At 65.0% G+C, this 24,841-nt stretch carries 23 protein-coding genes and 1 pseudogene; 10 read left to right on the top strand and 14 right to left on the bottom strand.

Features of this window, described 5'->3' with window-relative positions; translation table 11 throughout:
* Positions 1–290: 290 nt before the first annotated feature.
* Complete coding sequence (locus AC51GT_RS22895) at positions 291–1,142, top strand: hypothetical protein (protein WP_496330267.1); 852 nt, start codon at positions 291–293, stop codon at positions 1,140–1,142.
* A 30-nt stretch (positions 1,143–1,172) separates the two neighbouring features.
* On the opposite strand, the gene AC51GT_RS22890 is transcribed toward AC51GT_RS22895, so the two are convergent.
* The 4 genes from AC51GT_RS22890 to AC51GT_RS22875 all read right to left on the bottom strand — a co-directional run bounded on the left by AC51GT_RS22890 (position 1,173) and on the right by AC51GT_RS22875 (position 5,029).
* Complete coding sequence (locus tag AC51GT_RS22890; RefSeq protein ID WP_496330266.1) at positions 1,173–2,795, bottom strand: alpha/beta hydrolase; 1,623 nt, start codon at positions 2,793–2,795, stop codon at positions 1,173–1,175.
* Between the two features lie 3 nt (positions 2,796–2,798).
* Positions 2,799–3,101, bottom strand: a complete 303-nt coding sequence (locus AC51GT_RS22885; protein WP_496330265.1) for a hypothetical protein — start codon at positions 3,099–3,101, stop codon at positions 2,799–2,801.
* Between the two features lie 133 nt (positions 3,102–3,234).
* Positions 3,235–3,606, bottom strand: coding sequence for a nuclear transport factor 2 family protein (locus AC51GT_RS22880; RefSeq protein WP_496327358.1), 372 nt, complete (start codon positions 3,604–3,606; stop codon positions 3,235–3,237).
* Between the two features lie 22 nt (positions 3,607–3,628).
* Positions 3,629–5,029: an acyl-CoA synthetase gene (locus tag AC51GT_RS22875; RefSeq protein WP_496330278.1), complete on the bottom strand. Its 1,401-nt coding sequence runs from the start codon at positions 5,027–5,029 to the stop codon at positions 3,629–3,631.
* Between the two features lie 97 nt (positions 5,030–5,126).
* Between AC51GT_RS22875 and AC51GT_RS22870 the strand changes: the two genes are divergently transcribed.
* A complete protein-coding gene (locus AC51GT_RS22870; protein ID WP_496327357.1) occupies positions 5,127–5,849 on the top strand; it encodes an SIMPL domain-containing protein in 723 nt (240 codons plus the stop codon).
* Between the two features lie 41 nt (positions 5,850–5,890).
* On the opposite strand, the gene AC51GT_RS22865 is transcribed toward AC51GT_RS22870, so the two are convergent.
* Complete coding sequence (locus tag AC51GT_RS22865; RefSeq protein ID WP_496330264.1) at positions 5,891–6,733, bottom strand: sulfurtransferase; 843 nt, start codon at positions 6,731–6,733, stop codon at positions 5,891–5,893.
* 73 nt (positions 6,734–6,806) lie between these two features.
* On the opposite strand from AC51GT_RS22865, the gene AC51GT_RS22860 reads away from it, so the two are divergent.
* Positions 6,807–7,448, top strand: a complete 642-nt coding sequence (locus tag AC51GT_RS22860; RefSeq protein WP_496330263.1) for a pyridoxamine 5'-phosphate oxidase family protein — start codon at positions 6,807–6,809, stop codon at positions 7,446–7,448.
* Here AC51GT_RS22860 and AC51GT_RS22855 read toward each other — a convergent pair.
* The 3 genes and pseudogenes from AC51GT_RS22855 to AC51GT_RS22845 form a co-directional block, all read right to left on the bottom strand.
* Positions 7,445–7,879, bottom strand: a complete 435-nt coding sequence (locus AC51GT_RS22855) for an SRPBCC family protein (protein WP_496327354.1) — start codon at positions 7,877–7,879, stop codon at positions 7,445–7,447. The genes AC51GT_RS22860 and AC51GT_RS22855 overlap by 4 nt on opposite strands.
* A 76-nt stretch (positions 7,880–7,955) precedes the next feature.
* Positions 7,956–9,437 (bottom strand): carboxyl transferase domain-containing protein, encoded by a 1,482-nt coding sequence (locus tag AC51GT_RS22850; protein WP_496330277.1) that lies wholly within the window; start codon positions 9,435–9,437, stop codon positions 7,956–7,958.
* Between the two features lie 55 nt (positions 9,438–9,492).
* Positions 9,493–10,304, bottom strand: a pseudogene (locus AC51GT_RS22845) (mycofactocin-coupled SDR family oxidoreductase).
* Positions 10,305–10,487: 183 nt separating this feature from the next.
* Here AC51GT_RS22845 and AC51GT_RS22840 point away from each other — a divergent pair.
* From AC51GT_RS22840 to AC51GT_RS22810, 7 genes are all read left to right on the top strand, one after another.
* On the top strand, positions 10,488–11,138 hold the full coding sequence (locus AC51GT_RS22840; RefSeq protein WP_496330262.1) for a class II aldolase/adducin family protein: 651 nt from the start codon (positions 10,488–10,490) through the stop codon (positions 11,136–11,138).
* A 2-nt stretch (positions 11,139–11,140) separates the two neighbouring features.
* The gene (locus AC51GT_RS22835; RefSeq protein ID WP_496330261.1) at positions 11,141–12,055 is read left to right on the top strand and encodes a carbohydrate kinase family protein; all 915 of its coding nucleotides are present in this window, start codon (positions 11,141–11,143) and stop codon (positions 12,053–12,055) included.
* An 837-nt stretch (positions 12,056–12,892) separates the two neighbouring features.
* Positions 12,893–14,086, top strand: a complete 1,194-nt coding sequence (locus AC51GT_RS22830; RefSeq protein WP_496330260.1) for an amidohydrolase family protein — start codon at positions 12,893–12,895, stop codon at positions 14,084–14,086.
* Positions 14,087–14,151: 65 nt separating this feature from the next.
* Positions 14,152–15,321 (top strand): M24 family metallopeptidase, encoded by a 1,170-nt coding sequence (locus AC51GT_RS22825; RefSeq protein ID WP_496330276.1) that lies wholly within the window; start codon positions 14,152–14,154, stop codon positions 15,319–15,321.
* Positions 15,311–16,432, top strand: coding sequence for a M24 family metallopeptidase (locus tag AC51GT_RS22820; RefSeq protein WP_496330259.1), 1,122 nt, complete (start codon positions 15,311–15,313; stop codon positions 16,430–16,432). Before AC51GT_RS22825 ends, AC51GT_RS22820 begins: the two co-directional genes overlap by 11 nt.
* A 38-nt stretch (positions 16,433–16,470) precedes the next feature.
* Positions 16,471–17,433, top strand: coding sequence for an enoyl-CoA hydratase/isomerase family protein (locus tag AC51GT_RS22815; protein WP_496330258.1), 963 nt, complete (start codon positions 16,471–16,473; stop codon positions 17,431–17,433).
* 5 nt (positions 17,434–17,438) lie between these two features.
* Positions 17,439–19,862, top strand: coding sequence for a CaiB/BaiF CoA transferase family protein (locus AC51GT_RS22810; protein ID WP_496330257.1), 2,424 nt, complete (start codon positions 17,439–17,441; stop codon positions 19,860–19,862).
* Between the two features lie 78 nt (positions 19,863–19,940).
* On the opposite strand, the gene AC51GT_RS22805 is transcribed toward AC51GT_RS22810, so the two are convergent.
* The 6 genes from AC51GT_RS22805 to AC51GT_RS22780 form a co-directional block, all read right to left on the bottom strand.
* Positions 19,941–21,182 carry a cytochrome P450 gene (locus tag AC51GT_RS22805; protein WP_496330256.1) on the bottom strand — a complete coding sequence of 414 codons (1,242 nt, stop codon included), beginning with the start codon at positions 21,180–21,182 and terminating at the stop codon, positions 19,941–19,943.
* Between the two features lie 61 nt (positions 21,183–21,243).
* Complete coding sequence (locus tag AC51GT_RS22800; RefSeq protein WP_496327345.1) at positions 21,244–21,438, bottom strand: ferredoxin; 195 nt, start codon at positions 21,436–21,438, stop codon at positions 21,244–21,246.
* Positions 21,435–22,295: an SDR family NAD(P)-dependent oxidoreductase gene (locus tag AC51GT_RS22795; protein ID WP_496330255.1), complete on the bottom strand. Its 861-nt coding sequence runs from the start codon at positions 22,293–22,295 to the stop codon at positions 21,435–21,437. The genes AC51GT_RS22800 and AC51GT_RS22795 overlap by 4 nt, the downstream gene beginning before the upstream one ends.
* On the bottom strand, positions 22,295–23,200 hold the full coding sequence (locus AC51GT_RS22790) for an alpha/beta fold hydrolase (RefSeq protein ID WP_496330254.1): 906 nt from the start codon (positions 23,198–23,200) through the stop codon (positions 22,295–22,297). Before AC51GT_RS22790 ends, AC51GT_RS22795 begins: the two co-directional genes overlap by 1 nt.
* Complete coding sequence (locus AC51GT_RS22785) at positions 23,197–23,829, bottom strand: NADPH-dependent FMN reductase (protein WP_496330253.1); 633 nt, start codon at positions 23,827–23,829, stop codon at positions 23,197–23,199. The genes AC51GT_RS22790 and AC51GT_RS22785 overlap by 4 nt, the downstream gene beginning before the upstream one ends.
* Positions 23,830–23,835: 6 nt before the next feature.
* Positions 23,836–24,831, bottom strand: a complete 996-nt coding sequence (locus AC51GT_RS22780; RefSeq protein ID WP_496330275.1) for a cyclase family protein — start codon at positions 24,829–24,831, stop codon at positions 23,836–23,838.
* Positions 24,832–24,841: the final 10 nt, after the last annotated feature.

Raw genomic sequence — 24,841 nt, 5'->3', positions numbered from 1 at the left:
CGGTCACCCCAACACACCAATCGCAGAACCGAATAGGCCGAAAAACCACGGTATAGCTACCGCGTTCTCTCTCACCTACCAACGCCAGGGCCAGTCGCCTCCCATCGAACAGCGTGGAAACCAACGGGCTCCGTCTGAGTCAGTTTTCGGAGACTGGCACGCCCTCGAGTATGTAGGCGACTTTCACAACACAAAACCGGAATCGATAAGCCCTTGCATCGGAAGCAAGGATGAAGGCAACCCGTTTGCATCCTCACCCGGATGGCCCGACTCCCAGCCCCAGGTGTGAATTGAGCAGTGCGGTGAGGGTGCAGACGACACTTCGCAAGGAGTGCCGCGCAACCCAAAGTGGGCCCATGACAAAAACATCACGCACGATCAGATCCCGCGACCTGCCGATCCCTCAAAACCACCGCACCCTCAAGGCGTCCCGAATCCGTAGTGGATTTGCGCTCATCACCGCCGCTGCGATCGTGGCACTGACGACAAATTGCAGTACGACAACCACTCCCACGCAGGAGCCATCACCCGCACCACAAAAGTCAGTCGGATATCAACTCCCTCGCGAGGTCCACATCTTCTCTCGCTGGTTACCGCCCGATGTGCTTGACCTCAACACCCCCGATGCGACGTTCGTCCGCGCCTTTGTGGAGTCGACGACAGTTGCGTTTTTCGGTGGCGGAGCAGAACATGCCTACCCTGGATTTGTGGAGGCGATGCAGCCTGCACTTCCTGCCGACAGGTACCTGCGAACGCCGCGAGATGGGTACGGGGTCGACTACTTCCGCATCACCGGGTTCGTCGAACTGGATGGTGACCGAGCGCGAGTCACCGGCTGCAAGTATTCACCCAGTGCGCACCCCAACACCCCGGTCCCGAATCCGAATGAGTTCACAAAATACGGTATCGCTGCGGCGTTCTCCATCACCTATCAACGGCAGGGTCAATCGCCACCGGCGAGCCAACGCGGCGGTCAACGCGCGCCCTCTGAATCAGTCTTCGGAGATTGGCGTGCGCTTGAATACATTGCAGATCTTCAGTCGACTGATCCCGAAGCGTTGAGACCTTGCATTGGGCAGGAGGCGTCCGGCGATCCATTTGCGCCGTCACCCGGATGGCCCATGTCCCAGCCGCAGGTCTGAGCCGACGCCCCCGGCCGGCGATGACCCTTCCTACTGCACCTCCCCGTACTTCCCCGTCACGATCCGGGCGATATTGCGCAGTGATTCTGACCCCTCGTCCCAGTACTTGCTGTGTGCGGCGGTGCTGATCCAGGAACCGTTGTCGGATGTGAAGACCTGGGCACCGAACCCGCGGTCGTGTGGGTCGGCGCCGTGGACTCCTTCGACCATGTCGATCCAGTCGTTCCTCGCCACTGTCGCCCAGACCCGGTCCGAGTTCGGCCGATCATCAGGTCCGGTCAGGTGCAGGTCGTTCACGTCATCGGGTCCGCCCAACCCGGGACTGGCAACAAACACCACGTCATCGACGTTGAGTTCTCGATCCCCACTGGCCGCCTCGGCAACGACAACCGTCCCGTAGGAATGACTGACGATGGTGTTGTGCGAGGCACTCGCCCCTTCGTGAGTCGCCCGCAGACCTACCTGCAGCTCAACGAGTGGTTGGGCCCCCCGCGCGGCCGGCGCACCGGAGCCGGCCGCACCGATGTCCTGGGGTGCGTCATAACCGAACCAGGCAATGGCCGCGGTATCTGTCGTTCCGGGCGGACTGGCGGCGCGGACCATCCGCTCCGCGCGATCGACTCCCCCGCCGATCTTGCTGAGCCTCGAGCCCGTCCCCGGCACGTAGGTGACGACGTGGTCAGCGGTATCGGGATTGTTGACCGCGACCGCTCCTCGTCCCCTGGTGTCGAGTTGCATCAGATAGCGCTTCTTCCCGCCACTCTCCTTGCCGAGCGTGTTCTGCACCCCACTCAGCGCAGCGAGGTCCCGCTCGGCCTGCGCTTGAATCGACCGCTCCGAGTCGGCATCGGCGATCATTTCGCGCGCGGCGTTCTCCAACTCGATCAAATACCGGCGGTTGAAGTGATCGCGGTCGGCGACCGGTACCCCGTCCATGTTCCCGATCTCGCGATTGCTGTTCCACAACGCTGCCTTTTCCGCCGAGGTCAGACCGTCCCAGAGTGTCTTGAGCAAGTACGGGTCGCTGGGCAGCTTGCGTCTGCCATCCACCAGTTCCTGCACCACCTGCCGAAGCGGGACGGGCGCGGTGGCTCGCTCGGCATTGAGCACCAGCCCCCCGAGAGTCTTGGTGATCTGGGCGGCCAGGACCGAATCGGCCTGACCGGCAGCTGCCAATGCCTCTGCCAACCAGGCCTGGTGGCCGGCAGCTTTCCGGCCGGCCAAGGCTTGTGCCGCTTCAATCGGGAGACCGGCCGAGATGTCGGTCGGATAGCCGGGTCGAGAGCCGACCGGCGCCGTGACAGTCCCGTCGTCGGCCACGAGGTAGCCGAGCCAGGCGATGGAGTTGGCCCGGTCGCGGGCCACCCGACAGGAGTGGACGATGTCGGGCCCGAGGCGATTGATGTCGTCGGCGATGTCGAGCACGGTGATCGCCAAACGGCTACTCGCCTGAGTTTCGGCGTCGGTACGTGCCTGCGATGCTTCGGCCGCATCGCCCTGCCAGCCCTGCATAGTGGTGGTGACAGCGCGTGAGATGTCATTCATCCGCGCATCGAATGTGTCCACCGCAGAATCGATCTCGACGGCGGTGTCGGAGAGCGCTTGCGCGTGGGTCAACCACGTACGCACCTGTGTCACAGTCGGGTTGCTCATCGGTCACAGCTTCAGCAGGCCGCTGATCGAGTCGGCGTACTGATCGTCGGTCATGCCGTATGCCGAGCCGGCATCTGCGTTCCTCTGCGCCAACGCATCAACGCGAGTTGCGACCGTCGTCAAGCCGGATTCGATCTGTTCTTCCGCTGTTGCACAAGCAGCTGCGACGTCGGATCCCGCGAAACCCCGGAGCAGATCCGAAAATGCCACGTGCATGTCTATCGCCCGGATTCCATGCGCCGCGGCCCGTAGATCTGCCGCGAGGATGGCGAGCGCATCACGATCTGCCTTGAGTACCGGTGCCATCAGAGTCCCCCCCATCGGTTTCGATGAACGAGGTCGAGGTTATTGACGGCCAGCGATCGGTCCCGGCTGATCCGCCGCAATCATGCAGCGGCTGTGGACTACCCGGTCTCCTGTTGACAACGCGTAGCGACGATCACCGAGCCGACAGCTTGGCGCCCATCTTCTCAGAGAACAGCTGTGTGGCTTTCATCGGCCGCAGCATGACGGTGATTTCGTCGATCAGGTTGTCGGGGGTTTCGTGGATGAAGTCACATCCCTCGATGGCGAGGCCGTCGACCTTGGCCTTGAAGATCAGGCCGGTGTATCCGTCGAGTGGTGAATTCAGTTCGCGCAGATAGGTGAAGTCCTCGAACGTCTCGAAGGCTGCGCGCAGGATCCCATCAACGACATCACGCCCCTTGTAGGCGTTGAAGGCGACCGGACTGTGAAACACCACGTGTTCGTCGAGCATCGCGGCGATGTCGTCGATCCGATGTTCTTCGACCGCCGAGCGGAATGCATGCATGTCCGAACCTCCTCATAGCCGCCTAGAGCAACAGCTTCTTCTGCACCTTACCCATGGCATTGCGGGGTAGTTCGTCAACTACGCGAATTTCCCTGGGCCGCTTATGGTTCGAGAGCTCAGCGGCGACAAGGTCGATGAGCTCGGTCTCGTTGACACCTTCCCCGACCACGACAGCAACGATGCGTTGCCCCAGATCGTCGTCGGGCACGCCGATCACGGCGACCTCACTGACGCTCGGATGCCCGAGTAACACGGTCTCGATCTCGCCGGCACCGATGCGGTAGCCACCGGATTTGATGAGGTCGATCGATGCTCGTCCGACGATCCGATGCATGCCACCCGGGTCGATGACGGCGACGTCACCGGTCGCGAACCAGCCGTCGTCGAGCCACGAATCAGTGGTGGCGTCGGGCCGATTGAGGTATCCCCGCGACACCATCGGACCACGAATCTGCAAGTCGCCGATGGTTTCTCCGTCGTGAGGGACGTCGGCGCCCTGGTCGTCGCGCAACCGGGTTTCCACACCGGCGATCGGGTGACCGACCCAGCCCGGACGACGTTCACCGTCGAAGCGGGTGCTGATGGTGATCAGCGTTTCGGTCATCCCGTAGCGCTCGACGATCTCGTGACCGGTCAGCTCTTTGATCTTCTCGAACACCGGCGCCGGCAAGGGCGCACTGCCCGACACCAGCAAACGAGCCGACGACAGTGCACGGGCGGACTCTTCGTCGGCAGCGATCCTGGTCCAGACGGTCGGGACACCGAAGTACAACGTGCCCGCTGCCGCAGCGTAGTTCTCGGGCGTCGGTTTGACCGTGTGGATCACAGCGCCGCCCACCCGCAGCGGACCGAGGATACCGAGGATCAAGCCGTGGACGTGGAAGAGCGGAAGGCCGTGAACCAAAACGTCATTCGAGGTCCACGCCCACGCGTCCGCCAAGGCATCGAGGCCGGCGGCGATCGCGCGGCGGGTCATCGGAACGCCCTTGGGCAGTCCGGTGGTGCCGGAGGTGTACAAGACAAACGCGGTCGAGTCGGGATGAGGTTCGGGATGGCTGTGCCACGACCGCGCGTACATCCGGACCGGGAGGACCTGCAGACCGCCGGTGTCCTCGGGCGCTGCGCCGAGCCACGCCTGCGCGCCGGAGTCGGTCAGCATGTGCTGCCGTTCGGTCGCCCCGGCATCCGGTGGCACCGGAACCACGGCCACGCCCGCGATCAGGGCACCGACCACCGCGACCACGGTCTGCGCAGTGGGCTGGGCCAGCACCGCGATGCACCGGGCCCCGCGGATCCGCTCGGCCACCGAGGTGGCCGCACCGATGAGATCACTTCGGGACAGGGCGGTGTCGCCGACCGTGACGAAGGCGGGGTCGTCCGCCCGGTTGATGAGGGAGGCCTGGGTCAACGACGGAAAGAGCATCACCCGACCACTTTGTCATATCGCCGCAGCAGGTCTTCGCCGATGCGCTCGCCGGATCGGTCCGGCGAATGTCAGACCACCCGGGCACACTGCAGCAATGATTCCTCGCCCTGTCACCATCACCGTTTCCGGTCACGCTGACCGGCAGTTCGCCCCGAACCGCTGCACCCTGCATGTCTCGGTGCACGCCGATGGCAGCACCCGCGACAAGGCGTCCGAACCGGTGACAGCCGCGGTCGCCACCGTCACCGATCTGGTGAAGGCGCTGCACGAGCAACCCGAATCACCACTGAAGCGATGGTCGCTCGATCAGCTGCGCCACGACCGGTACCGGCCATACCACCGCGAAGCCAAGAAGCTTCCGTGGGTGTACAGCTCGACGGCGTCAATCAAGGTGACCTTCAAGGACTTCAGCGCACTGGGCGCCTTCATCGATCAGGTCTCGGAGATCGAGGCGGTATCGGTGGGTCGGATCCACTGGTGGCTCAGCCGGAAAGCCCAGGCGAAACGGACCGCGCAAGTTCGCGACCTGGCCGTCCGCAACGCCCTCGCCAAGGCCCAGGGGTACACGCAAGGTCTGGGCTACAGCGACTTCAATGCCGTGGCGATCGCAGATCCCGGGATGCTCGGCCTGGACACCGGCGGTTCGCACTTCGCGTCCGACGGCGGGATACCGCGCGCGATGGCCGTCTCCGCTGCGCCTCCCGGCGAGTTCGAAGACCGTCAGGTCATCGAACTCGAGCCTGATCGGGTCTACATCTCGGCCTCCGTCGAAGCCCGGTTCGAAGCGCTCAAGACCGAGCCGGCCGCCGGGGTCTGACGGCATTCTGAACGCCGGCCCCGAACTATCTTGGCTCCCTGTCACGCCGGACCGGTCGCCACCGGGTTGTCGGCGTCCGAGCTCCACTGCGACCACGAACCCGGGAACAACGTCGCATCGATGCCCGCCAGTTGCAGCGCCACGAGATCGACCGCCGCGGTGACACCCGACCCGCAATACACACCCACCGGCTCAGATCCGTCCGCTCCGACACCGGCGAAGTACTCCCGCAACTGGTTCGGCGTCCGGAAGAAACCGTTGTCATCCAGGGTGGCTGTACTCGGCGCGTTCACCGCACCCGGAATGTGCCCGGCCACCGGATCAACCGGTTCGACCTCACCCCGGAAACGTTCGGGCGCACGGGCGTCCACGAGGAGGCCGGCGAAATCGGCGACCTGCTCGGCGGTCAGAGCAGGTACTGCCCCGGCGTAGAGGTCGGGTTGGGACACCACCACATCACCGGCCACCGTGGTGGCTTCTCCGGCGGCAACGGGCTCGCCGGCCTTCACCCACGCGCCGAAGCCGCCGTCGAGTATCCGGACACCGGAGATGCCCGCCGCGCGCAGCACCCACCAGGCCCGCGCGGAACCGGCGCGATTCCAGTCGTCGTAGACCACGATGGAGTCGCCGCTGTGGACACCCCAACGGCGTAAGGCCGTCTGCAGCACCTCACCCGACGGCAGCGGGTGACGACCCCGACCCTCAATCGAGTGGTCGCTCAGTTCGGTCTCCAGATCGACGTAGACCGCCGACGGAATATGACCTGCCGCAAAAGCTTCTCGTCCGTCGGGTGCAGGCAGCGACCACCGCACGTCGAGGATCCGCAGGTCGTCGCGCCCGGATGCCACTTCGCCGGCCAGGTCCGAAACACTGATGAGTGTCATACCGCCTACCTTTCACCCCGAATCGACCCTACTCATGCGGTTCGGTATTCAGCTTGACCTTGCCAGCGCTTCGATGGAACTTTGTGCACAGACAACGCCGGGGCAAGGAGAGATCGTGGACACGCTGAATCGTAAGAAGGAACGCCGGGGCGACCGCGCGCTACTCGACGAGATCCTCGACGAGGCGCACGTGGCGACCGTGTCCACCGTGGTCGACGGGTTGCCGTGGTCGGTGCCGATGCTGATCGCCCGGCACGGCGACACAATTCTGATGCACGGGTCCACCGGCGCGGGGGCGTTGCGCCACATCGCAGCAGGGGCACCGGTGGCGATCTCGGCGTTCATCGTCGACGGACTGGTTGTTGCCGACACCCTCTTCGACCATTCCATGAACTACCGGTCGGCAGTGGTGCGCGGCACCATCGAGAACTCCGGCCTGGATCCGCGCGAAGCACTGAACGTGCTCAGCGACAGCATCCTGCCGGGCCGCAGCACCGAGGTCCGTCCGCACACCGCCAAAGAGATCGCCGCGACGATCGTGTTGTCGGTCCCGATCATCGACGGACAGTGGATCACCAAAGCACGCGCCGGTGGTCCCGGTACCGCGACCTCGGATGATTGGACCGGACACGTACCCATGCGAACCGTCTACGACGCACCCGCCAGCGAGACCGGAGGGCAGATCCCGGAGTCAGTGCGACGCCTGACCACCTAGAGCGCGCCGAGCGACTCGGTCATCTGCTTCTGCGTCTGGTCCGCCAGGCGTTTGAAGACCAGCCCGAACACCGGGTCCGACAACTTTGCGACACCGTTGAAGACGACGTGCGAGTGGTACGCAACCGAAGTCTTCGCCGGCCCCTGCGGATAGATCGAAATATCGTCGATGCTGGTGGCGGTCTTGTTACTGCCTTCGAGGGTGACCCGATCGGGATCGTCCCGGGTGAGTTTGTATTTCAGATGGGTCCTGATCCCCGCGATTTTCGAGGTGTTGTCCCACTCGGTACCCAGGACCACCGGCCCGGATCCGACCTGCGTGCATCTCTGCGTTCCAGGGTCCCAGTGCTCCGCATTGGCAAAGTCGCGCAGGTAGGCGCGAACCTTGTCCGCCGGCGCTTCGACCGTGAACGTCCGTTGAACTCTAACCATCCTCCAACGGTAGACGAATTGCCGCCGCGAAACTCCTGACCTGCGTAAACAAACCGGATTGGGATCACGATTCGTCTCAGCTGACCGCGTCACCGATTCGGCGTCGGCGGTCCTCGCGGCGCCGGCGGCGTTCATCGATGTCGAGCGTCTTCAGTGTCGCGAGCTCGTACGTGAGGTGGGCTCCGAGGTCGGGCAGAAAGTCGACGGCGTCCGTCGTCGATTCACCGAGCACCACGTCGACGATGCCCGAGGAATGCAGGTCGATGGCCCGAATACCCTGCTGCGCAGCCAGATCCGGTGCGTGATCGGTGTCGCGGTACACGATCAGGCTCGCACCCTCGGGCGGCAGCGGCGAGAGCCAGGAGTTCTCCATCGCGATCACCCGGTCGGCCGGGAACAACGCCAGCGCTGCTCCGCCGGCCCCCTGCCCCAACAGCACCGAAATCGTCGGTACGGTCAGCGCGCTCAACTCCGCAATGCAGTGCGCGATCTCGCCCGCCAAACCACCCTCTTCGGCGTCGGCGGACAGGTCGGCGCCCGGCGTATCGATCACCGTCACCAGCGGAAGTCCCAAGCCCTGCGCCAACCGCATCCCTCGACGCGCAAGCCGCAGGTCCGCAGGACCAATCAGCGCGCCGGGCACCTGCCGGTTGCGGTCCTGACCCACCACCACCGCCGTCTGGCCGCCAAAGCTTGCCAACGCCAAGATGATTCCACTTCGAGAGTCGACTTCCCCACCACCGGCCAACTCGATCGACTCGGCAGTCGAGCGCTTCAGCAGGTCGCCGACCCCAGGCCGGTCGACGGCCCGTGATGCCGTGACCACATCCCACGCAACCGGCGCCGACACCTGCGAACCCTCGTTCGGCGTCGGCCGCATGTCGCTCTCGGATTCCCGGCGCTCCAGCAGGCCGACAATCCGGGACACCGTCGCACCCAGCCCATCGACGTCGACAACCAGATCGATCAACCCATGCGACCGCAGATTCTCCGACACCTGCACCCCGGCCGGGAACTCGTGACCGTACAGACCTTCGTAGACGCGGGGACCCAGGAATCCGACCAACGCGCCGGGCTCGGCCAGCGTCACATGCCCCAATGAACCCCAGGACGCGAACACCCCACCGGTGGTCGGGTGCCGCAAATAGACCAGGTACGGCAGGCTTGCCGCCTTGTGGTCGACCACGGCGGCGGTGATGTTGACCATCTGCAGAAACGCCGGTGTCCCCTCCTGCATCCTCGTCCCACCGGACGCCGGAAGTGCCAGTACGGCAAGTCGTTCGGAGGTGGCGCGGCGGATCGCCGCGACCACCCGTCGTCCGGCTTCCCGGCCGATCGACCCACCCAGGAATCCGAACTCGCTCACCACCACCGCGATGCGCTCGCCGGACAGCGTGGCCTCACCGCACAGGACCGATTCGTCCAGGCCGGTCTTATCGCGGGCACGGGCGATATCGGCGGCGTACGCCGGATCGTCCGGCAATGTGGTCAACTCGACGTCCCAGGGCCGCCAACTGCCCTCATCCACCAGCTTCGCCAGCAGTCCGACAGCCGTCATCCGATCCGGTGTACCCGTGCTCTCGCTCACGACCTCAACGGTAGGCGGTGTGCGCTCAGAAGTATTGAGCCCCGCCGTCGACCGATACGTGTTCGGCGGTCATGAACGACGAATCATCCGAGGCCAGGAACGCCACGGCACCGGCAACCTCGTCGGGCATGGCGGCGAACTGATTGAGGAAGGACGTGCCCGCTGTCGCGAACCGCGGATTGCTGGCCATGGTCTCTTCGATCCGTTTGACCATGTCCCCCGAGCCCATCTCGGTGATCACCGCACCGGGGTGAACACTGTTGACCCGGATGTTGTGCACACCGAGTTCTGCGGCGAAAGCCCTGGTCATACCGGTGACAGCGTGTTTGCTGGTGGTGTAGTGGACCATGAACGGCTGCAGTTTCTTGCCGGCCAGCGAACTGATCAGGATCACCGATCCACCGCCACGGGTGATCAGATGCGGCGCGGTTGCCATCACGGTGTTCCACACCCCGTGACGTTGATGTCCATGTGGTCGCGGAACATCTCCGGCGTCGACTCGTCCCAGGTCGCCGGAATGCAGATCCCCGCGTTGGCGACCACCACGTCGATACCGCCGAACTCGTCCACCGCGTCCGCGGCCAGTTCCTTGAGCGCGTCGAGGTCCCGGACATCACCCTGGCGCAGCAGTGCCTTGCGGCCCTGTGCCTCCACCAGGGCCACCGTCTCGGCGAGGTCTTCCGGCGTCGCGGAGTCGTAGGGCACGCCCGGCAACGGACCGGCCAGGTCGATCCCGACGATGTCGGCACCCTCTGTTGCCAGACGGACCGCATGCGCGCGTCCCTGACCACGGGCAACCCCGGTGATGAATGCGACTTTGTTCTCGAGACGTGGCACGAAAGCTTCCTCTTCTCCGGTGATTCCCTCCAGCTTTCGCACTGTATCGGCAGAAGTTCGGCAGCCCAGTGGTTTCACGTGGACCGAGGGACCCGCTGCTCCCCCGGGCCGGCTCGACCAAGTCATCTTCCGGTGGCGGTGATCTCCCTCCGATCGCCGCCACCGGCCGATAGCCTCGTCCCCATGGACTTCGAGGATCAGCGAGCCGCGCTGGTGAGCGCCGCCCATCGACTGGCCCACCGTCGCCTCGTGATCGGCACCGGGGGCAACTTGTCGATCCGACTCGAGGACCGGATTCTCGTGACGCCCAGCGGTGCGGACCTCGAGTTCCTGACCCCGGATCAGGCGGTCGTCACCGATCTCGACGGCATGGTGCTCGTGGATACCGCCTACGTACCGACGTCCGAACTGCTCCTGCACCTGCAGATCTACCGGTCGACGAGCGCGAGGGCCGTGGTCCATGCACACCCGGTCGCCTCGATCGCGGTGGCCAACCTCGTCGATGAGCTCCCGGCAGTGCACTACACCGCGGCGCTGGTCGGTGGCGGTGTGCGGGTGGCGCCGCACGAGATCTTCGGCACCCAGGAGTTGACGGACGCCGTGGCGAAGGCCCTCGTCGAACGCACCGCCGCCCTGATGCGCAACCACGGATCCGTCGCGTACGGGGACACGATCGGATCGGCCTGCCAGCGCATCGAACTCGTCGAATGGCTGGCGGAGATCTACCTGCGGACCGCAGCGGTCGGAGATGGTGCCGTCTTGAATCAGGAGCAACTCGTTGCGGTCGCGGTGGCTGCGGCGCAGCGTGGCTATTCGCCGATCAGCAGGAGATGACGATGCAGATTGTGACGTTCGGAGCCCATGTCCTCGACGTGGTGGCACATCCGGTCGACGAGATCCCGGAAGGCCAGGGCGCGGTGCTGGTTCCGCAGATCCGGTTGGTTCCGGCGGGCCCGGCCGGGGGCACGGCGGTTGCGCTCGCCAAGCTGGGGGCGGCGGTGTCGACCGTCGGCGCCATCGGAACCGACGACTCCGGCAATCTGCTGACCACCCTCCTGCAACGACACGGCGTGGTCACCGAACATCTTGTGCGCGTGCAGGATCAATCGACATCGATGAGCGTGTTACCCATCCGCAGCAACGGTGACCGGCCGGCGATCCACATGCCCGGCGCCAATCTCACCTATCCGCTCGATCGGGTTCCACTCGATCTGTTCACCACCGCCGACCACGTGCACATCGGCGCACCGGAACTGCTGAATCCGACCGAACTGGCGCCGGTCCTCGAAGCGATACATGCTGCGGGGGTGACGATCTCCGCCGACATCCTCGCACCGGGCGACCCCGGCGTCCTGGCCTGGATCGATCCGGTACTGCCGCACCTGGATTACTTACTGCCCAATGACGAGCAGGTGCTCGGATTCACCGGGGCCACCGACCTGATCGATGGGTGCCGCACCCTCATCGGCCGCGGTGTCGGATGCGTGGCGGTCACGGCAGGTGCCGACGGAGCGTGGGTCGTCACGGCGACGGCCGCCGAACACGCAGCGGCCACCGAGGTCGAGGTCGTCGACACCAGCGGATGCGGGGACGCATTCTCGGCCGGCTTCATCGTCGGCCGATTGGCCGATTTCGGACTGCTGCGGTCGGCGCAGTTGGGCTGCGCAGTCGCCGGGGTGGTGGCCACCGGACTCGGCAGCGATCACGGCGTCTTCGACTGGGCATCGTTGACTGCCACACTTCCCGGCTGAACCGGCTCCGCTAGGGACGTTCACCTGCTTTTGCGGTCAATTCAAGAAGTAATCGACCTCAATTGCATGCAGCAACAAAGAAATACTGAATAGCACCGATGTGCCACGCACATCAGGTCGCATTTGCGATTCAATTCGCGAAAAGATCGCCATTTATTCGACTACCGTCGCGGCCGGCTCCCACCCTCGATCGACATGGCTCTGCGTACGGACACCAAATCAGGCAGCCCACGCTCCCGCTCCCCGGGCCGGCCGCCGTTTCCGGTGACATCCGACCCGCTCGACCCCGGCGCCACCGCGTACCGACTCCCGCCGCCTGCAGAGCACTTTCTCGGCCCTACCGGCAGTGATAGCCATACCGCCGAACGACGCCGGACTCCACTTCCCAAGCTTGCCGGGCTGGTACTTCGACGTGCAGCCATCACGACACCCAAGCTCGCTCGAGGGCCAACTTACACGCATAAGTAACTCGTGTGTGGCCTTTCGGCAGATGCACCCGAGCCGCTACCGACGGCCCGGTCCGGAGACGTTCGGAGAGCGAAAAAACAGTCTGGCTTACACCGGTAGTGCGTGATAACGTGACTTCCGCTACAGGGGATTGTTGTTTCTTCCAGTCCGAAATATGGAAATCACCTTCTTTTGTGGCCCGTGCGCTCCCGCTCGGTGTGGACCATTTCGAATTCCGTCGCAACAGCCGGCGATGGAATCGTCTCGCACCCCGGAGTCGATCACGAGGTTGCCCACTTCCCCGACCGCGCGTCATCGCGAACTGCTGCATCCGACGTCTTCATCGGCGTCACGTGAACTCAGCCAACCAGTCGAACAAATGGAGAAGTAATGTCGCTTCATACCACCAGCGCGTCGTTGTATCCGCCGGAAGGATTCGCTCCTCCGAAAGATCGTCGCGGACACGCCGTCGGCGACCTCGGACTCCCCAGCGGCACCGAGGTGTTCTCGGCGGACAACCACATCTCACTCGCCGACGACATCTTCTACGAACGTTTCCCGGCCGAACTTCAGGATAAGGCTCCTCGAGTGTGGTACGAGGAAGGGGCTTTTCAGCTGGGCCGCAAGGGAAAGTCGTTCCTGCCCGGCGACTTCAGCCACGTCCTGATGCAGTATGACCCGCTGGTCGGATCCGGCAGCGCCAACATCGAGGCCAGGCTCGACGAGCTCGCCGCCGATGGCGTCTCCAAAGAGCTCGCCTTCCCCAATGCGCTTCTGGCACTGCTGCATTACCCGGACCGCGACATCCGTGAGCGCGCGTTCCGGATCTACAACGAATACATCGCCGACCTCCAGGAGCGATCAAGCGGCCGGTTCTACGGTGTGGGTCTGATCAACTGGTGGGATGCCGCGGGCACCCGGCGCACACTGGATGAGCTGAAGTCGCTGGGCCTCAAGACATTCCTGATGCCACTGTCGGCAGGCAAAGACCTCGAGGGCACACCCATCGACTACGGCAGCACGTCGATGATCCCGGTGTGGGATGCCATCGAGGAGTCGGGCGTACCGCTCGCCCACCACATCGGTGAGGCCCCGTTGTCGAGCCCGTGCGAGATCAACAGTGTCGCCGTGGGCATGATGCACAACGTCGCACCGTTCCGCGAGATGTTTGCCAAGTACATCTTCAGCGGCATCATCGATCGTCATCCGGGCCTCAAGATCGGCTGGTTCGAGGGCGGTATCAATTGGGTTCCATCAGCCATCCAGGACGCCGAGCACATGCTCGCATCATTCCGCCACATGCTCAATCGTCCGGTGGAACACGATGTTCGGCACTACTGGGACAACCATATGAGTGCGTCGTTCATCGTCGACCCACTGGGTCTGGAACTGATCGACCAAATCGGGATCGATCACGTCATGTGGTCATCCGACTACCCGCACAACGAGAGCAGCTTCGGCTATTCGGAGAAGTCGATCGCGGCGGTCGTCGAGGCGCTCGGCCCCGACGATGCGGTCAAGGCCGTCAGCTCCAACGTCGCGAACTTCCTGGGCCTGCCGCAAGAAAGCGAACCGGCATCTTGACCTCATCTGTCTTGACCGGCAACAGAAACACTTTGAGCGTCCCGGACAAACCCGACCTCGCCCGAATGCGGCGCGAGGTCGGTGCCCGGATCCGCGCGGAGATGGTCGAGCGCGGCATCGGTGCATTGATCCTCCTGGGCAACAACGCGGTTGCCTACGCCACCGGGGTGAGCTGGCCGCTGGGTGATGCCGGGCTCTCCCACGTCGAACGACCGGTGGCGGTCATCCTGCCCGACGACGAGTGGCCCTACCTCTTCTTGCCGATCCGCGATGGCGCACCGGAAGATTGGGTACTGCCCGACGACCATGTGCTGCCGCCGGTCTACCTGGAGTTCGACGAGGGTGTCGAGACCTTTGCCCGGGCACTGGCAGACCTGGTGCCGGCCGACGCCGTCTACGCCGTCGACGAGAGCACCGGGGCGATGCTGCGAGCAGCCAAGCGCTTGTTCCCGTCCGGTCCACCACGCGACGCCGCGCTCGTCATCGGCGCCGCCAAGCTCATCAAGACCCCGGATGAGCTGTCCTGCATCCGAAATGCCTGTCGCATAACGGAAGAAGCGATGGTCGAGGTGCAGGCGGCCCTGGCACCGGGCATGCGGCAGATCGACTTGTCCGCCGGTTTCGTCCGGCGGGCGTTCGAACGCGGGGCGACAGCCAACATGCTCGATGCCATCTGGCAGGTGATGCCGTCGAGCAAGGAATCGGGTGTCTGGACCACCCACGGCGACCTGGCCCTTCCGCTGTTGACCACCGAACGTCAACTTGCTGCCGGCGACGTCCTCTGGGTCGACGTGAGCATCACATATTCGGGCTATTGTTCCGATTTCGGTCGCACCTGGATCGTCGGGCAAGACCCCACCCCGCGTCAGCAGGCACAGTTCCGACGTTGGAAAGACCTGATCACCGCGGTGTTCGAGACCCTGCGGCCCGGCGTCGCGCTCTCAGATCTCGCCGCCGCCGCCATCGAGGTGAACGGCGGGACCAAACCCTGGCTCCCGCACTTCTACCTGGGCCACGGCATCGGTACCTCCGCAGCCGAAATGCCCATGATCGGTACCGATCTGGGTCCCACCTACGACAAGAACTTCATCCTGAAACCCGGGATGGTGCTGGTACTGGAGCCGGTCGTCTGGGAAGACGGCACCGGCGGCTACCGCAGTGAGGAGATCGTGGTCATCACCGAAGAGGGCTTCGCGCCGCTCACCGACTACCCGTACACGCCTTATGGCGACTGAGATCCTGGCCGATGACCGCGCTCTCCGCACCGGACGACGAGCCCGCGCACTGGCCCAGATGCAGGCCCACGACCTCGACATCCTCGTCCTGGGTCGGCAGGCCAACGTCCGCTATGTCACCGGCGCCACCCAATTGTGGGTGGCCGGCACGCGGCCGTTCGCACCGAATTGTGTCCTGTCCCGGCACACCGGCGAGGTCCACCTGCTGAGCACCTGGGATGAGGGAATCCCGGACGACATCCCTCACGACCATCTGTACGGCATCGCGTGGAACCCGATGAACATCATCGCGGTGCTCAAGGACATCGACGGCGCCGCGACCGCCAGGCGAGTCGGGATCGACGCCCTCTCACCCGGATTCGCCGAACTTCTGCCCCACGCGTTCCCCAACGCCGAGCTGGTGGATGCGGAGGTCGCGCTTCGCACCGCCCGCCGGGTCAAAACCGAGGACGAGATCACGTCGATCCGCGAGGCTCTTCAGGTCGCCGAGGTGGGATTGGCGGCGGCGGTGTCCGAACTGCGCCCCGGGGTCAGCGAACAGCGGCTGACCGGCGTCCTCCTGGAGGCGATGGCCGCCGGTGGTGTCAGTACCCCGGCCACCCAGGACGGCGCGTGGGTGACCTCACCCGGCCACCACGGACGGCGCGCCAAGGGTTCGGGTGACGTACACACCGGTGACCTGGTGGCCTTCGCCGCCGGAGTTCTCGATAAGGGATATACCGGGGAGGTCGGCCGCACCTGGCCGGTCGGCGACGCGACCGATGGGGTCCGAGACCTGTACCGCCGCTCACAAGCACTGCGGGAGCGCCTCTTTGACGCCTGCCAGGCCGGAGCATCGGCCGGCGCACTCTTGTCTGCGTACGAGGCGGCCGGTGAGCCACTGCCCCCGACCCCGGTTGCCCACGGGCTGGGCCTGGGCTTCGACCCGCCGGTCGTCTCACCGCACCTACCGGAGACCAACGCGTCGGAGATACTCGAGCCGGGCATGGTGCTGGCCGTCACGAGTTACGTCTGGACCGAGGGCATCGGCGCGGTCTTCGGCCGCGATGCCGTCCTGGTCACCGACCGCAGGCCCGAGGTTCTCACCACAGCTCCCTGGTGGACCGGGTAACCCCAGTGGAGCCGAAACCCAGAGGGAGAGAGCGCAACATGTCGGATTCAGTTCCCAAGCCGGAGGAGATCATCCTCTTCGAGAAGGACCGAAAGACCAAGATCGCCACGATCACCTTCAACCGGCCCGACCAGCTCAACGCCCCGACCGCCGCGGCCCGTCTGCGCTACGGCGACCTGATCCACCGATGCAGCATCGACGACGACGTCAAGGTGCTCGTGGTGCGGGGTGTCGGCGACGACTTCGGCTCCGGCGCAGATCTTCCCGAGTTCATGGCCAACCAGAACGCGGAGTCGCCCGAGGCCCGGCTCCGCGAGTTCAAACTCGATGAAGACGACGTCACCGCGCCGCCGCGAGGGTCATTTCGGTTCGGCGCCTCCGTCAGCCAGTGGTATGCCAATCCACAGGCCGGTTGTCGCAGCCTGCAGGAGTTCAAGAAGATCAGCATCGTGGAAACCAAGGGCTACTGCTACGGCTGGCACTTCTATCAGGCCGCGGACGCCGACCTGCTGATCTCGGCCGACGACACCCTGTTCGGGCACCCGTCGTTCCGCTATCACGGCTGGGGACCCCGGATGTGGACCTGGGCACAGGCCATGGGTCTGCGGAAGTTTCAGGAGATGGTGTTCACCGGACGGGCTTTCACCGCCGCCGAGATGGACGCCTGCGGTTTCATCAACAGTGTGGTGCCCCGCGCAGATCTCGAGGCGGAGGTCGCAAAGTACGCCTTGGCCTGCGCACGCACCCGCCCGACCGACACCGTCTTCATGCAGAAGACGTTTTTCGAGATCATGAAACAGCAACAGGGCGAATACATGGGCAGCCTGATGTCGGCGTTCTTCGAGTCGATGGGCAGCAACATCGCGGCCGACGGCGACGAGGTGATGCTCGAGGACGAGGACACGTTCGGGCGCGGACTCAACAACACCGTCAAAGGCAACGACGACCAATACCCACCGGAGTTCAGGTTGAGCAAGTCCGGCCGCAAGAAGAAGAAATAATCCAGATGCACACTTCCGGTTCCCGATACCCACTCGACGGATACGTGGTGGTCGACCTGTCGGCGGGTATCGCGGGGGCGTACTGCACCAAGCTCCTGGCCGACGGCGGCGCCCGGATCATCAAAGTCGAACCCCCCGAGGGTGATCCGCTGCGCAGGTGGACGGCCTCGGGCGCACCGATCGCGCCGGGTTCCGATGGCGCCCTGTTCGGTTACCTGGCCTGCTCCAAGGACAGCGTCGTCGTCGACCCAGACGACCCCGGCGATGTCGAACTCCTGGAAAAGTTGCTCGCGGGAGCCGATGCCGTTGTCTGGTCGCACAACTCGCGGATCACCGAGCGCCCGTCGCTGACCGCCGACGAAATCCATCGCAGGCACCCGCAGTTGACCGTCACCGCCATCACACCCTTCGGCCTACACGGGCCGTGGAGCGATCGACCGGCCACCGAGTTCACCGTGCAGGCTGCCTCGGGCGGTATCGTCGGCCTCGGACGAGGGTCCCCGGGCCGCGCACCGGTCCACGTGGGCGGCCAGGTGGGCGAATGGCTCACCGGCGCCTATGCCTGCGCAGGAACACTCACATCGAGTATCGTTACCGGCCAGAGCGGAATCGGCGACCTGCTGGACGTCTCGATGCTGGAAACCGAGATCCTCTGTCTCACCTACTATTCCGTGAGCTTCTTCGACGTTCTGCAGCGACCGTTCCGCACCAAACGTGCCGCCGGCGTGCCCGGGGTGGCCACCGCGGCCGATGGTCTGGTGGCCCTGGGCTGCGGCACCATGCAGCAGTGGTTCGACCTCGCGGTCATGGTCGGGCATCCGGAGTGGATGGACGAGGAATCGACACTGACCCTCACCGAGCGGGCGCAGCAGCACGCGCCCGAGATCTACGCCTGGCTGTCCGAGCAGGACGTCACCGGCATCCGCGAGTTCGCCAGTGCGCTACGCATCCCCAATGCCCCGGTCGTCCACGGTGAAAATGCCACCGAGCAGGACCATTTCCGGGAACGCCGGACGTTCACGACCAATCCACGGGATGGATTCGACCAGCCCGCGTCACCGTTCCGGATGCAACCGGCGCAGCTTCGCCCTCCGGCACCGGCACCGGCCCTAGGCGAGCACACCGAACACCACCGCGCCCAGCCTCCGCGCCGGCGTACCCAGCCCACGAATCCCTCGGCCGGCGAACAGCTTCCCTTTGCCGGGCTGCGCGTGCTGGACATGACCGCGTACTGGGCCGGTCCATCCTGCACGCACTTTCTCGCGATGCTAGGCGCCGAGGTGATCCACCTGGAATCCACGCGTCGGCCGGACGGGACCCGGCTCATCGCCGGTGTGCCCGTCACCGAGGACCAGTGGTGGGAACGCTCTCCCATCTTCTCGGGCCTGAACACCAACAAGAAGAGTGTGACCCTGGACTTCTCGACCGACCGTGGGCAGCACTTGCTCCGGGAACTCGTGGCGACGTCCGACATCATCGTCGAGAACTACACACCACGGGTACTCGATCAGATCGGTCTCGACTTCGCCGGCGTCCACGCTCTGCGCCCGGACGCCATCGTGGTCCGGATGCCCGGCTTCGGACTCGACGGGCCGTGGCGGGAGAACCCCGCGTTCGCCTACGTCATCGAGGATGCGTCCGGGTTGACCTGGCTGACCGGGTATCCCGACGCCAATCCACTCGAGCCGTACTGCCTGGGCGACCCGAACGCCGGGGTCCATGCGCTGTCCGCGCTGCTACTGGCCCTGGAACACCGCAAGCGCACCGGCGAGGGTGTGCAGGTCGAGGTCGCGATGGTCGATGCGGCACTGGCCATCGCCGCCGAACAGGTCACCGAATACTCGGCCTACGGGAACATCCTGCAGCGGGACGGAAACCGTGGACCCGTGGCCGCGCCGCAAAACCTCTACCTGACCGCCGACGTGGACGAGTTCGGTCGCGACGACTGCTGGATCGCGGTGGCCGTGGCCACCGACACCCAGTGGACCGCACTGCAGAAGGCGCTCGGCGCACCGGCGTGGGCAACGGATCCCCGGCTCGATGACGCCGCCGGTCGTCGCGAACACCACGACCTCATCGACGGCGAGCTCGGCGCCGTCTTCCGGGCGATGAGCAGCGACACCGCCGTCGAATTGCTCTGTGACGCCGGGGTGCCCGCCGCGAAAGTGATGCAGCCGCATCGGATCACCGAGATTCCGCAGCTCGCGTACCGCCGGTTCTTCGAGCAGGTGGATCATCCGGTCAACGGGCCCGCGGCCCACAGCACCACACCGATCCGCTTCACCGACAGCATCGACCACTTCCATCAGACGCCGGCACCGCTTCTCGGCCAGCACAATCGGCAGATCCTGCGCGAACTCGGACTCACGGACGAGGAGATCGCAGCGCTGCAGTCCGACGGCATCATCGGCACCGCACCCGACCGGTGATCCCCAGACAAACGAGCCGGGAATACGAAGACGAGCCACAAATTTGTGGCTCGTCTTCGTATTTCCGGCTCGTTTGCGTTACCAGGTGACCGGCAGCTGATAGACGCCGTAGGCCAGTCGGTCGTGCTTGAACTCGACTTCTTCGAACGGGATCGCCAGCGCGAGGCTCGGGATGCGGCGGAGCAGCGTCTGGAAGACGATCTGCAACTCCACCCGCGCGAGCTGCTGACCCACGCACTGGTGAACACCGAAACCGAAGCCGACCTGCTGGCGGGCGGGCCGCAGGATATCGAGCTTGTCGGGCTCGGGGAACTCCCTGGCGTCCCAGTTGGCCGGGGCCAGGTCGATGATGATGCCCTCCCCCGCCTTGATCGTCTTGCCGCCGATCTCGATGTCCTCCACCGCAACCCGCCGTTGCCCGTTCTGAATGATGCTCAGGTAACGCATCAGTTCTTCGACCGCGTTGGCCAGCACCTTCGGGTCATCGGAATCGCGCAGCAGCGCCAGCTGCTGCGGGTTCTGCAGCAGCGCCAGTGTGCCGAGCGAGATCATGTTGGCACTGGTCTCGTGGCCGGCGATGAGCAGTCCGGTGCCGAGCTGTGCGGCCTCCCGCATGGTGAGCTCCTCGGCGCGAACCCGCTCGGCCAGCTCGGTCACGATGTCCTCGGCAGGCTCGTCCATCTTCTTCTTGACCAGCTTGATCAGGTATCTGGCCAATCCGGTCCGGCCCTCGGCCGCCTGCTCGGCAGAGGCGAACCGGCTGACCCCCGTCGTCGCGTGTGCCTGGAAGAACTCGTGATCCGCGTAGGGCACACCCAGCATCTCGGAGATCACCAGCGACGGCACCGGCAGCGCGAGGCCTTCGACCAGATCAGCGGGTTGCGGGCCGGCCAGGATCGCATCGATGTGTTCATCGGTGATCCGCTGGATGGCCGGGCGCATCGCGTCGACGCGCTTGAAGGTGAAGGGACGGGTCAACATACGACGAAACTTGGTGTGTTCCTCACCATCGGAGGTGAACACCGACCTCGGGCGCACATCAACCGTCGAGAGCATGCCCTCGTTCCAGTGCGGGAAGCCCGGGCGCCTGTCGTCGACGCTGACCCGCGGATCACCCATCAGCGCCTTCAGCTCGGGGTACCCCGTGACCAGCCATGGGGTGCTTCCGTCCCAGATCCGGACGCGGCTCAGCGGGGCGGTCTCGGTGAGGGCCCGAACCTCCGGCGGAGGCGCGAACGGACACTGCGCCGACCGCTCCATCGGGTAGTCCGGGACATCACCGGCTCCATCAATTGTGGTGCTGGGCAGCGAATCAGACACGGTCACTCCTTAGGGGGTCATCGGAAGATCGAGGGCGGTGTGCACGGCGAGACGGGTACGCTCATTCCTCCACGTGGATGGCCATCGCAGGACACACCGCCGCTGCTTCCCTGACGTGACCATGCAGTTCGGCGGGTGGATGATCGTTGAGCAGTTCGACGATCCCGTCGTCATCCCGTTGATCGAAAACATCTGCCGCCTCGAAGACACACTGCCCGGCAGCGATGCACTTGGATTGTTCGACTGTCACTTTCATACGGGCCTTCTTTCTCCGTTGCTGTGGGCAGCGGTGGCCGGCTTGTCCGAGAAGTTCCGCTTCTTCAGTGGTTTGCCGGCCACCGTGCCACCGTCGACCGGCAGTACCGTTCCCGTCACATACGACGACCGGTCGCTACCGAAGTACAGGGCCACTTCTGCCACGTCGCCGGGCGTGCCGTCGCGCCCCAGCGGCCGGTCGGCCTTCATGGCCTCGCGCACGCCCCTGGTGAACCGCTCCCCGGCCTCCGGCGACATCTTTGCCGCGGAAGTGGCGAGCAATGAGGTGGGTATGTTGCCCGGTGCAATGCAATTGACGCGAATGTCGTATTCGGCCAGCTCGATGGCCGCCGATTTCGTGAAGTGGATCGCCGCGGCCTTGGATGCCCGGTACGTCATCACACCACCACCGGCCAGTACGCCGCCGACCGAGGACACGTTGATGATCGAGCCGCCATCGGCAGTCGCCATGTGGCGGGCGGCATTTCGCGTACCGAGCATCACCCCGAGGAGGTTGACCCCCATCACGTGATGGAAGTCGGCCAGGTCATCCTGGAGAAAGCTCTTGTGCATGACCCCGGGGACCCCGGCGTTGTTGACCATGATGTCCAGTGCACCGAAGGTATCGACCGCCACCGCGACGAGCTGTTCCACCTGCCGCGGGTCGGAGACATCGGTCGGCTGGAACATTGCCTCCGGTCCGTATGCGGCGGCGAGGGTTTCGCCTCCGACGAGATCGGTGTCGGCGATCACCACCCGCGCCCCTTCGGCCAGGAACCGCTCGACGGTCGCAGCCCCGATCCCCGCGGACCCGCCCGTGACCACTGCGACCTTGCCTGACAGTTCGCCCATCGCCATCACTTCCGTTGTTCGGTCGCGCGCGGTTCCGCGCACTGTTTCTCGAAGAATTCGATGAGAAGCCGGCTCACCGCGGCCGGCTGTTCTATCTGCGGACAATGACCGGCCTGCGGAATCACCGCCGAGGTCCCCACCCGCACCCGGTCGGCCAGTTCCTTTGCCCAGCCAGGGGGCAAGAGTTTGTCGCACTCACCCTCGACAACCAGCGTGGGTACGCCGATCCGTTCGTAGGGCCGGTCATTCACCAACCCGCCCGAACCGGTACCGGCGGCGGCCTGCGCAGCCGTGTCCGGTCGCCGGAACCGGGCGGCGGCCACCGCTTCCCAGGCACCCGGCGCGGTCGACGACTCGTACCGTCGACGGACGAAGTCCCCGTCCGCGGGGTACGAGGCATCGTGGAAAAGGGCCTCGACGATCCGGCGCATGGCGGGCATCGTCACGTCATAGTCATACAGCGCCTGCATGTGTGGGCCCGGCTGGATCTCGCCGCCGCCGCAGATGGCCACCAGAGTCCGCACCGGCAACACCGGGCGGTCCGACGTCAGATCGGCCAAGAGCATGACCGCTCCCATGGAGTTCCCGACAAAGTGTGCCGAGTCCACACCCAGCACCCGACACAGTGCGGCGACATGTCGTATGCGCAGACCTCGGCCGTCGTTGAAGTCGACCACTTTTGCCGATTCCCCGAAGCCCAGCAGGTCGGGTGCCAGAACGTGAAACCGCTCGGCGAGCGGACCGAGGATGCGCTCGAAGCCCAATTCCGCACCGGCACCGAACTCTCCACCGTGCAGGAGCACCACGGTGTCACCTACCCCGCCCTCGAGGTAGCTGGTCGAGTGCCCGTCCACCACCACATATCTGCGCACGATGTGGGCGGGCGAGGTCCGGCTGCCGGAGTTCGTCATGACTGCCGCCCACCGGCTCTCGCGAAGGCCAGCACCTGCGCGGCCAGCATGTCCAGCTGTCCCCGAACCGCCTGGTCCGTCAATTGGCCTGCGTCATCCCAGATCTGGTCGGCCGAGTTGATGGCCACACCCAGCGGTGTGGGCCACGCCCGCAGCGCATGTCCGATGGACCGGAGTTGCCCGAGCGTTCCCACCGCTGCCTGCCAGCCGTAAGCACAGGAGATACAACCCCATGGCGTGTTGTCCAGGTATGTCCGCGGTTCGTCGCGCAGGTCCTCGATGTAGTCGATCGCATTCTTGATCAGCCCCGAGACCCCGCCGTGATAGCCCGGGGACGAGACGATCACCGCATCGGCACCGCGCAGGGAATCGACCAGTTTGCGCGCCTGTGGTGTGCGTTCGAGTTCGTGCGGCGAGTACATCGGCATGTCGAGGTCGGCGCCGCTGTAGATCTCGGGGTGTCCGCCCTGCCGCTCGATCGAGTCCAGGCAGTACCGCAACACCCGCTCGGTGGACGAGTTGGTGCGCAGCGTGCCGCCGAGTCCCACCACCAGGGGCCCGGCATCTACCGCCGCCGTGGGCGCGTCCGTCGCCGTGGCTCGGTTTGTCGCCGTCGTACTGTGCGTCATCGCCGGCTACTTGATCGCTATCGGATTGACCGGCGACCCCACGGCACCGGTGACTCGCAAAGGCGGTGCCACCAGCTGGAACTCGTAGATTCCGTCGGCCGCGCAATCGGCGGCCAGGGCAGTCAGATCCCAGTACTCGCCGAGCATCAACCCCATGTCGCGCAGACAGAGCATGTGCATCGGCAGGAACGTGCCCTCGACCGCCGACACCGGATCCTCGACCATCAGGTTGTCCGACGCGACCGCGGCGACCTCATGATCGTGCAACCACGATGCGCAGGTCCAATCGAGTCCGGCTCCGGGTTCGGATCCGGCGCCGGTGGTCAGGAACCTGGCCCACCAACCCGTTCGGACCAGGACGATGTCTCCGCGTCGGATGGTGACGCCCTGTGCCCGGGCGACGTCGTCGAGTTCGGCCGGGGTGATCGTCCGACCGTGTTCGAGGTACAGGTCGGCCCCACGGTGGCGGACCACGTCGAGGAGCACGCCACGCGAGGTGATCCCTTTGCTGTCCACCTTGTCTATCCCACAGTGCTTCGCGCCCATGCTCGTCACCGAATCCGCGGGGAAGTCGTTGTACAACTTCTCCTCGTAGTACACGTGTGAGAGGGCGTCCCACTGCGTCGCGGCCTGCAGCGGCATGATGATCATGTCGTCGTTGAACCGGAACGGATTGTCCTCACCGGCAAAGAACCCGCTCAGTTCCTGGCCCACCGAGTTGATATCCCAATCCGTGCAGTGCTTGACCAGGGTTTCGGCGTCGCCGCCGTCCACCGTCATCACGTGGACGGGGTTCTGCCGAAACTTGAAGGCACCCTGGGGTCCGGACGATCCGAAGTCGACGCCCAGCGGAAACACTTTGCCCGCCTTGGCCAGAGATGCCCCTTCGGCCACTTTGTCGGCCGTGATGAAGTTGAGGGTGCCGAGTTCGTCGGCACTGCCCCAACGGCCCCAGTTCCGGACCTCGTCGGCAACACGGCGAAAGTCCTTCATGGTGGACATCGTGATCGGT

The sequence above is a fragment of the Williamsia sp. z34 genome, from assembly GCF_059553395.1.
This window is presented reverse-complemented; position numbering and strand designations above follow the sequence as displayed.

What these genes read in the sequence shown, in the direction of transcription:
- AC51GT_RS22835 (WP_496330261.1), top strand. Translation starts at nt 11,141, where the DNA reads ATGCAGATTGTGACGTTCGGAGCCCATGTCCTCGACGTGGTGGCACAT.
- AC51GT_RS22815 (WP_496330258.1), top strand. Translation starts at nt 16,471, where the DNA reads ATGTCGGATTCAGTTCCCAAGCCGGAGGAGATCATCCTCTTCGAGAAG.
- AC51GT_RS22800 (WP_496327345.1), bottom strand. Translation starts at nt 21,438, where the DNA reads ATGAAAGTGACAGTCGAACAATCCAAGTGCATCGCTGCCGGGCAGTGT.
- AC51GT_RS22785 (WP_496330253.1), bottom strand. Translation starts at nt 23,829, where the DNA reads ATGACGCACAGTACGACGGCGACAAACCGAGCCACGGCGACGGACGCG.
- AC51GT_RS22860 (WP_496330263.1), top strand. Translation starts at nt 6,807, where the DNA reads ATGGAACTTTGTGCACAGACAACGCCGGGGCAAGGAGAGATCGTGGAC.
- AC51GT_RS22820 (WP_496330259.1), top strand. Translation starts at nt 15,311, where the DNA reads ATGGCGACTGAGATCCTGGCCGATGACCGCGCTCTCCGCACCGGACGA.
- AC51GT_RS22865 (WP_496330264.1), bottom strand. Translation starts at nt 6,733, where the DNA reads ATGACACTCATCAGTGTTTCGGACCTGGCCGGCGAAGTGGCATCCGGG.
- AC51GT_RS22875 (WP_496330278.1), bottom strand. Translation starts at nt 5,029, where the DNA reads ATGCTCTTTCCGTCGTTGACCCAGGCCTCCCTCATCAACCGGGCGGAC.
- AC51GT_RS22790 (WP_496330254.1), bottom strand. Translation starts at nt 23,200, where the DNA reads ATGACGAACTCCGGCAGCCGGACCTCGCCCGCCCACATCGTGCGCAGA.
- AC51GT_RS22870 (WP_496327357.1), top strand. Translation starts at nt 5,127, where the DNA reads ATGATTCCTCGCCCTGTCACCATCACCGTTTCCGGTCACGCTGACCGG.
- AC51GT_RS22885 (WP_496330265.1), bottom strand. Translation starts at nt 3,101, where the DNA reads ATGGCACCGGTACTCAAGGCAGATCGTGATGCGCTCGCCATCCTCGCG.
- AC51GT_RS22855 (WP_496327354.1), bottom strand. Translation starts at nt 7,879, where the DNA reads ATGGTTAGAGTTCAACGGACGTTCACGGTCGAAGCGCCGGCGGACAAG.
- AC51GT_RS22830 (WP_496330260.1), top strand. Translation starts at nt 12,893, where the DNA reads ATGTCGCTTCATACCACCAGCGCGTCGTTGTATCCGCCGGAAGGATTC.
- AC51GT_RS22825 (WP_496330276.1), top strand. Translation starts at nt 14,152, where the DNA reads ATGCGGCGCGAGGTCGGTGCCCGGATCCGCGCGGAGATGGTCGAGCGC.
- AC51GT_RS22780 (WP_496330275.1), bottom strand. Translation starts at nt 24,831, where the DNA reads ATGTCCACCATGAAGGACTTTCGCCGTGTTGCCGACGAGGTCCGGAAC.
- AC51GT_RS22840 (WP_496330262.1), top strand. Translation starts at nt 10,488, where the DNA reads ATGGACTTCGAGGATCAGCGAGCCGCGCTGGTGAGCGCCGCCCATCGA.
- AC51GT_RS22810 (WP_496330257.1), top strand. Translation starts at nt 17,439, where the DNA reads ATGCACACTTCCGGTTCCCGATACCCACTCGACGGATACGTGGTGGTC.
- AC51GT_RS22890 (WP_496330266.1), bottom strand. Translation starts at nt 2,795, where the DNA reads ATGAGCAACCCGACTGTGACACAGGTGCGTACGTGGTTGACCCACGCG.
- AC51GT_RS22795 (WP_496330255.1), bottom strand. Translation starts at nt 22,295, where the DNA reads ATGGCGATGGGCGAACTGTCAGGCAAGGTCGCAGTGGTCACGGGCGGG.
- AC51GT_RS22880 (WP_496327358.1), bottom strand. Translation starts at nt 3,606, where the DNA reads ATGCATGCATTCCGCTCGGCGGTCGAAGAACATCGGATCGACGACATC.
- AC51GT_RS22850 (WP_496330277.1), bottom strand. Translation starts at nt 9,437, where the DNA reads ATGACGGCTGTCGGACTGCTGGCGAAGCTGGTGGATGAGGGCAGTTGG.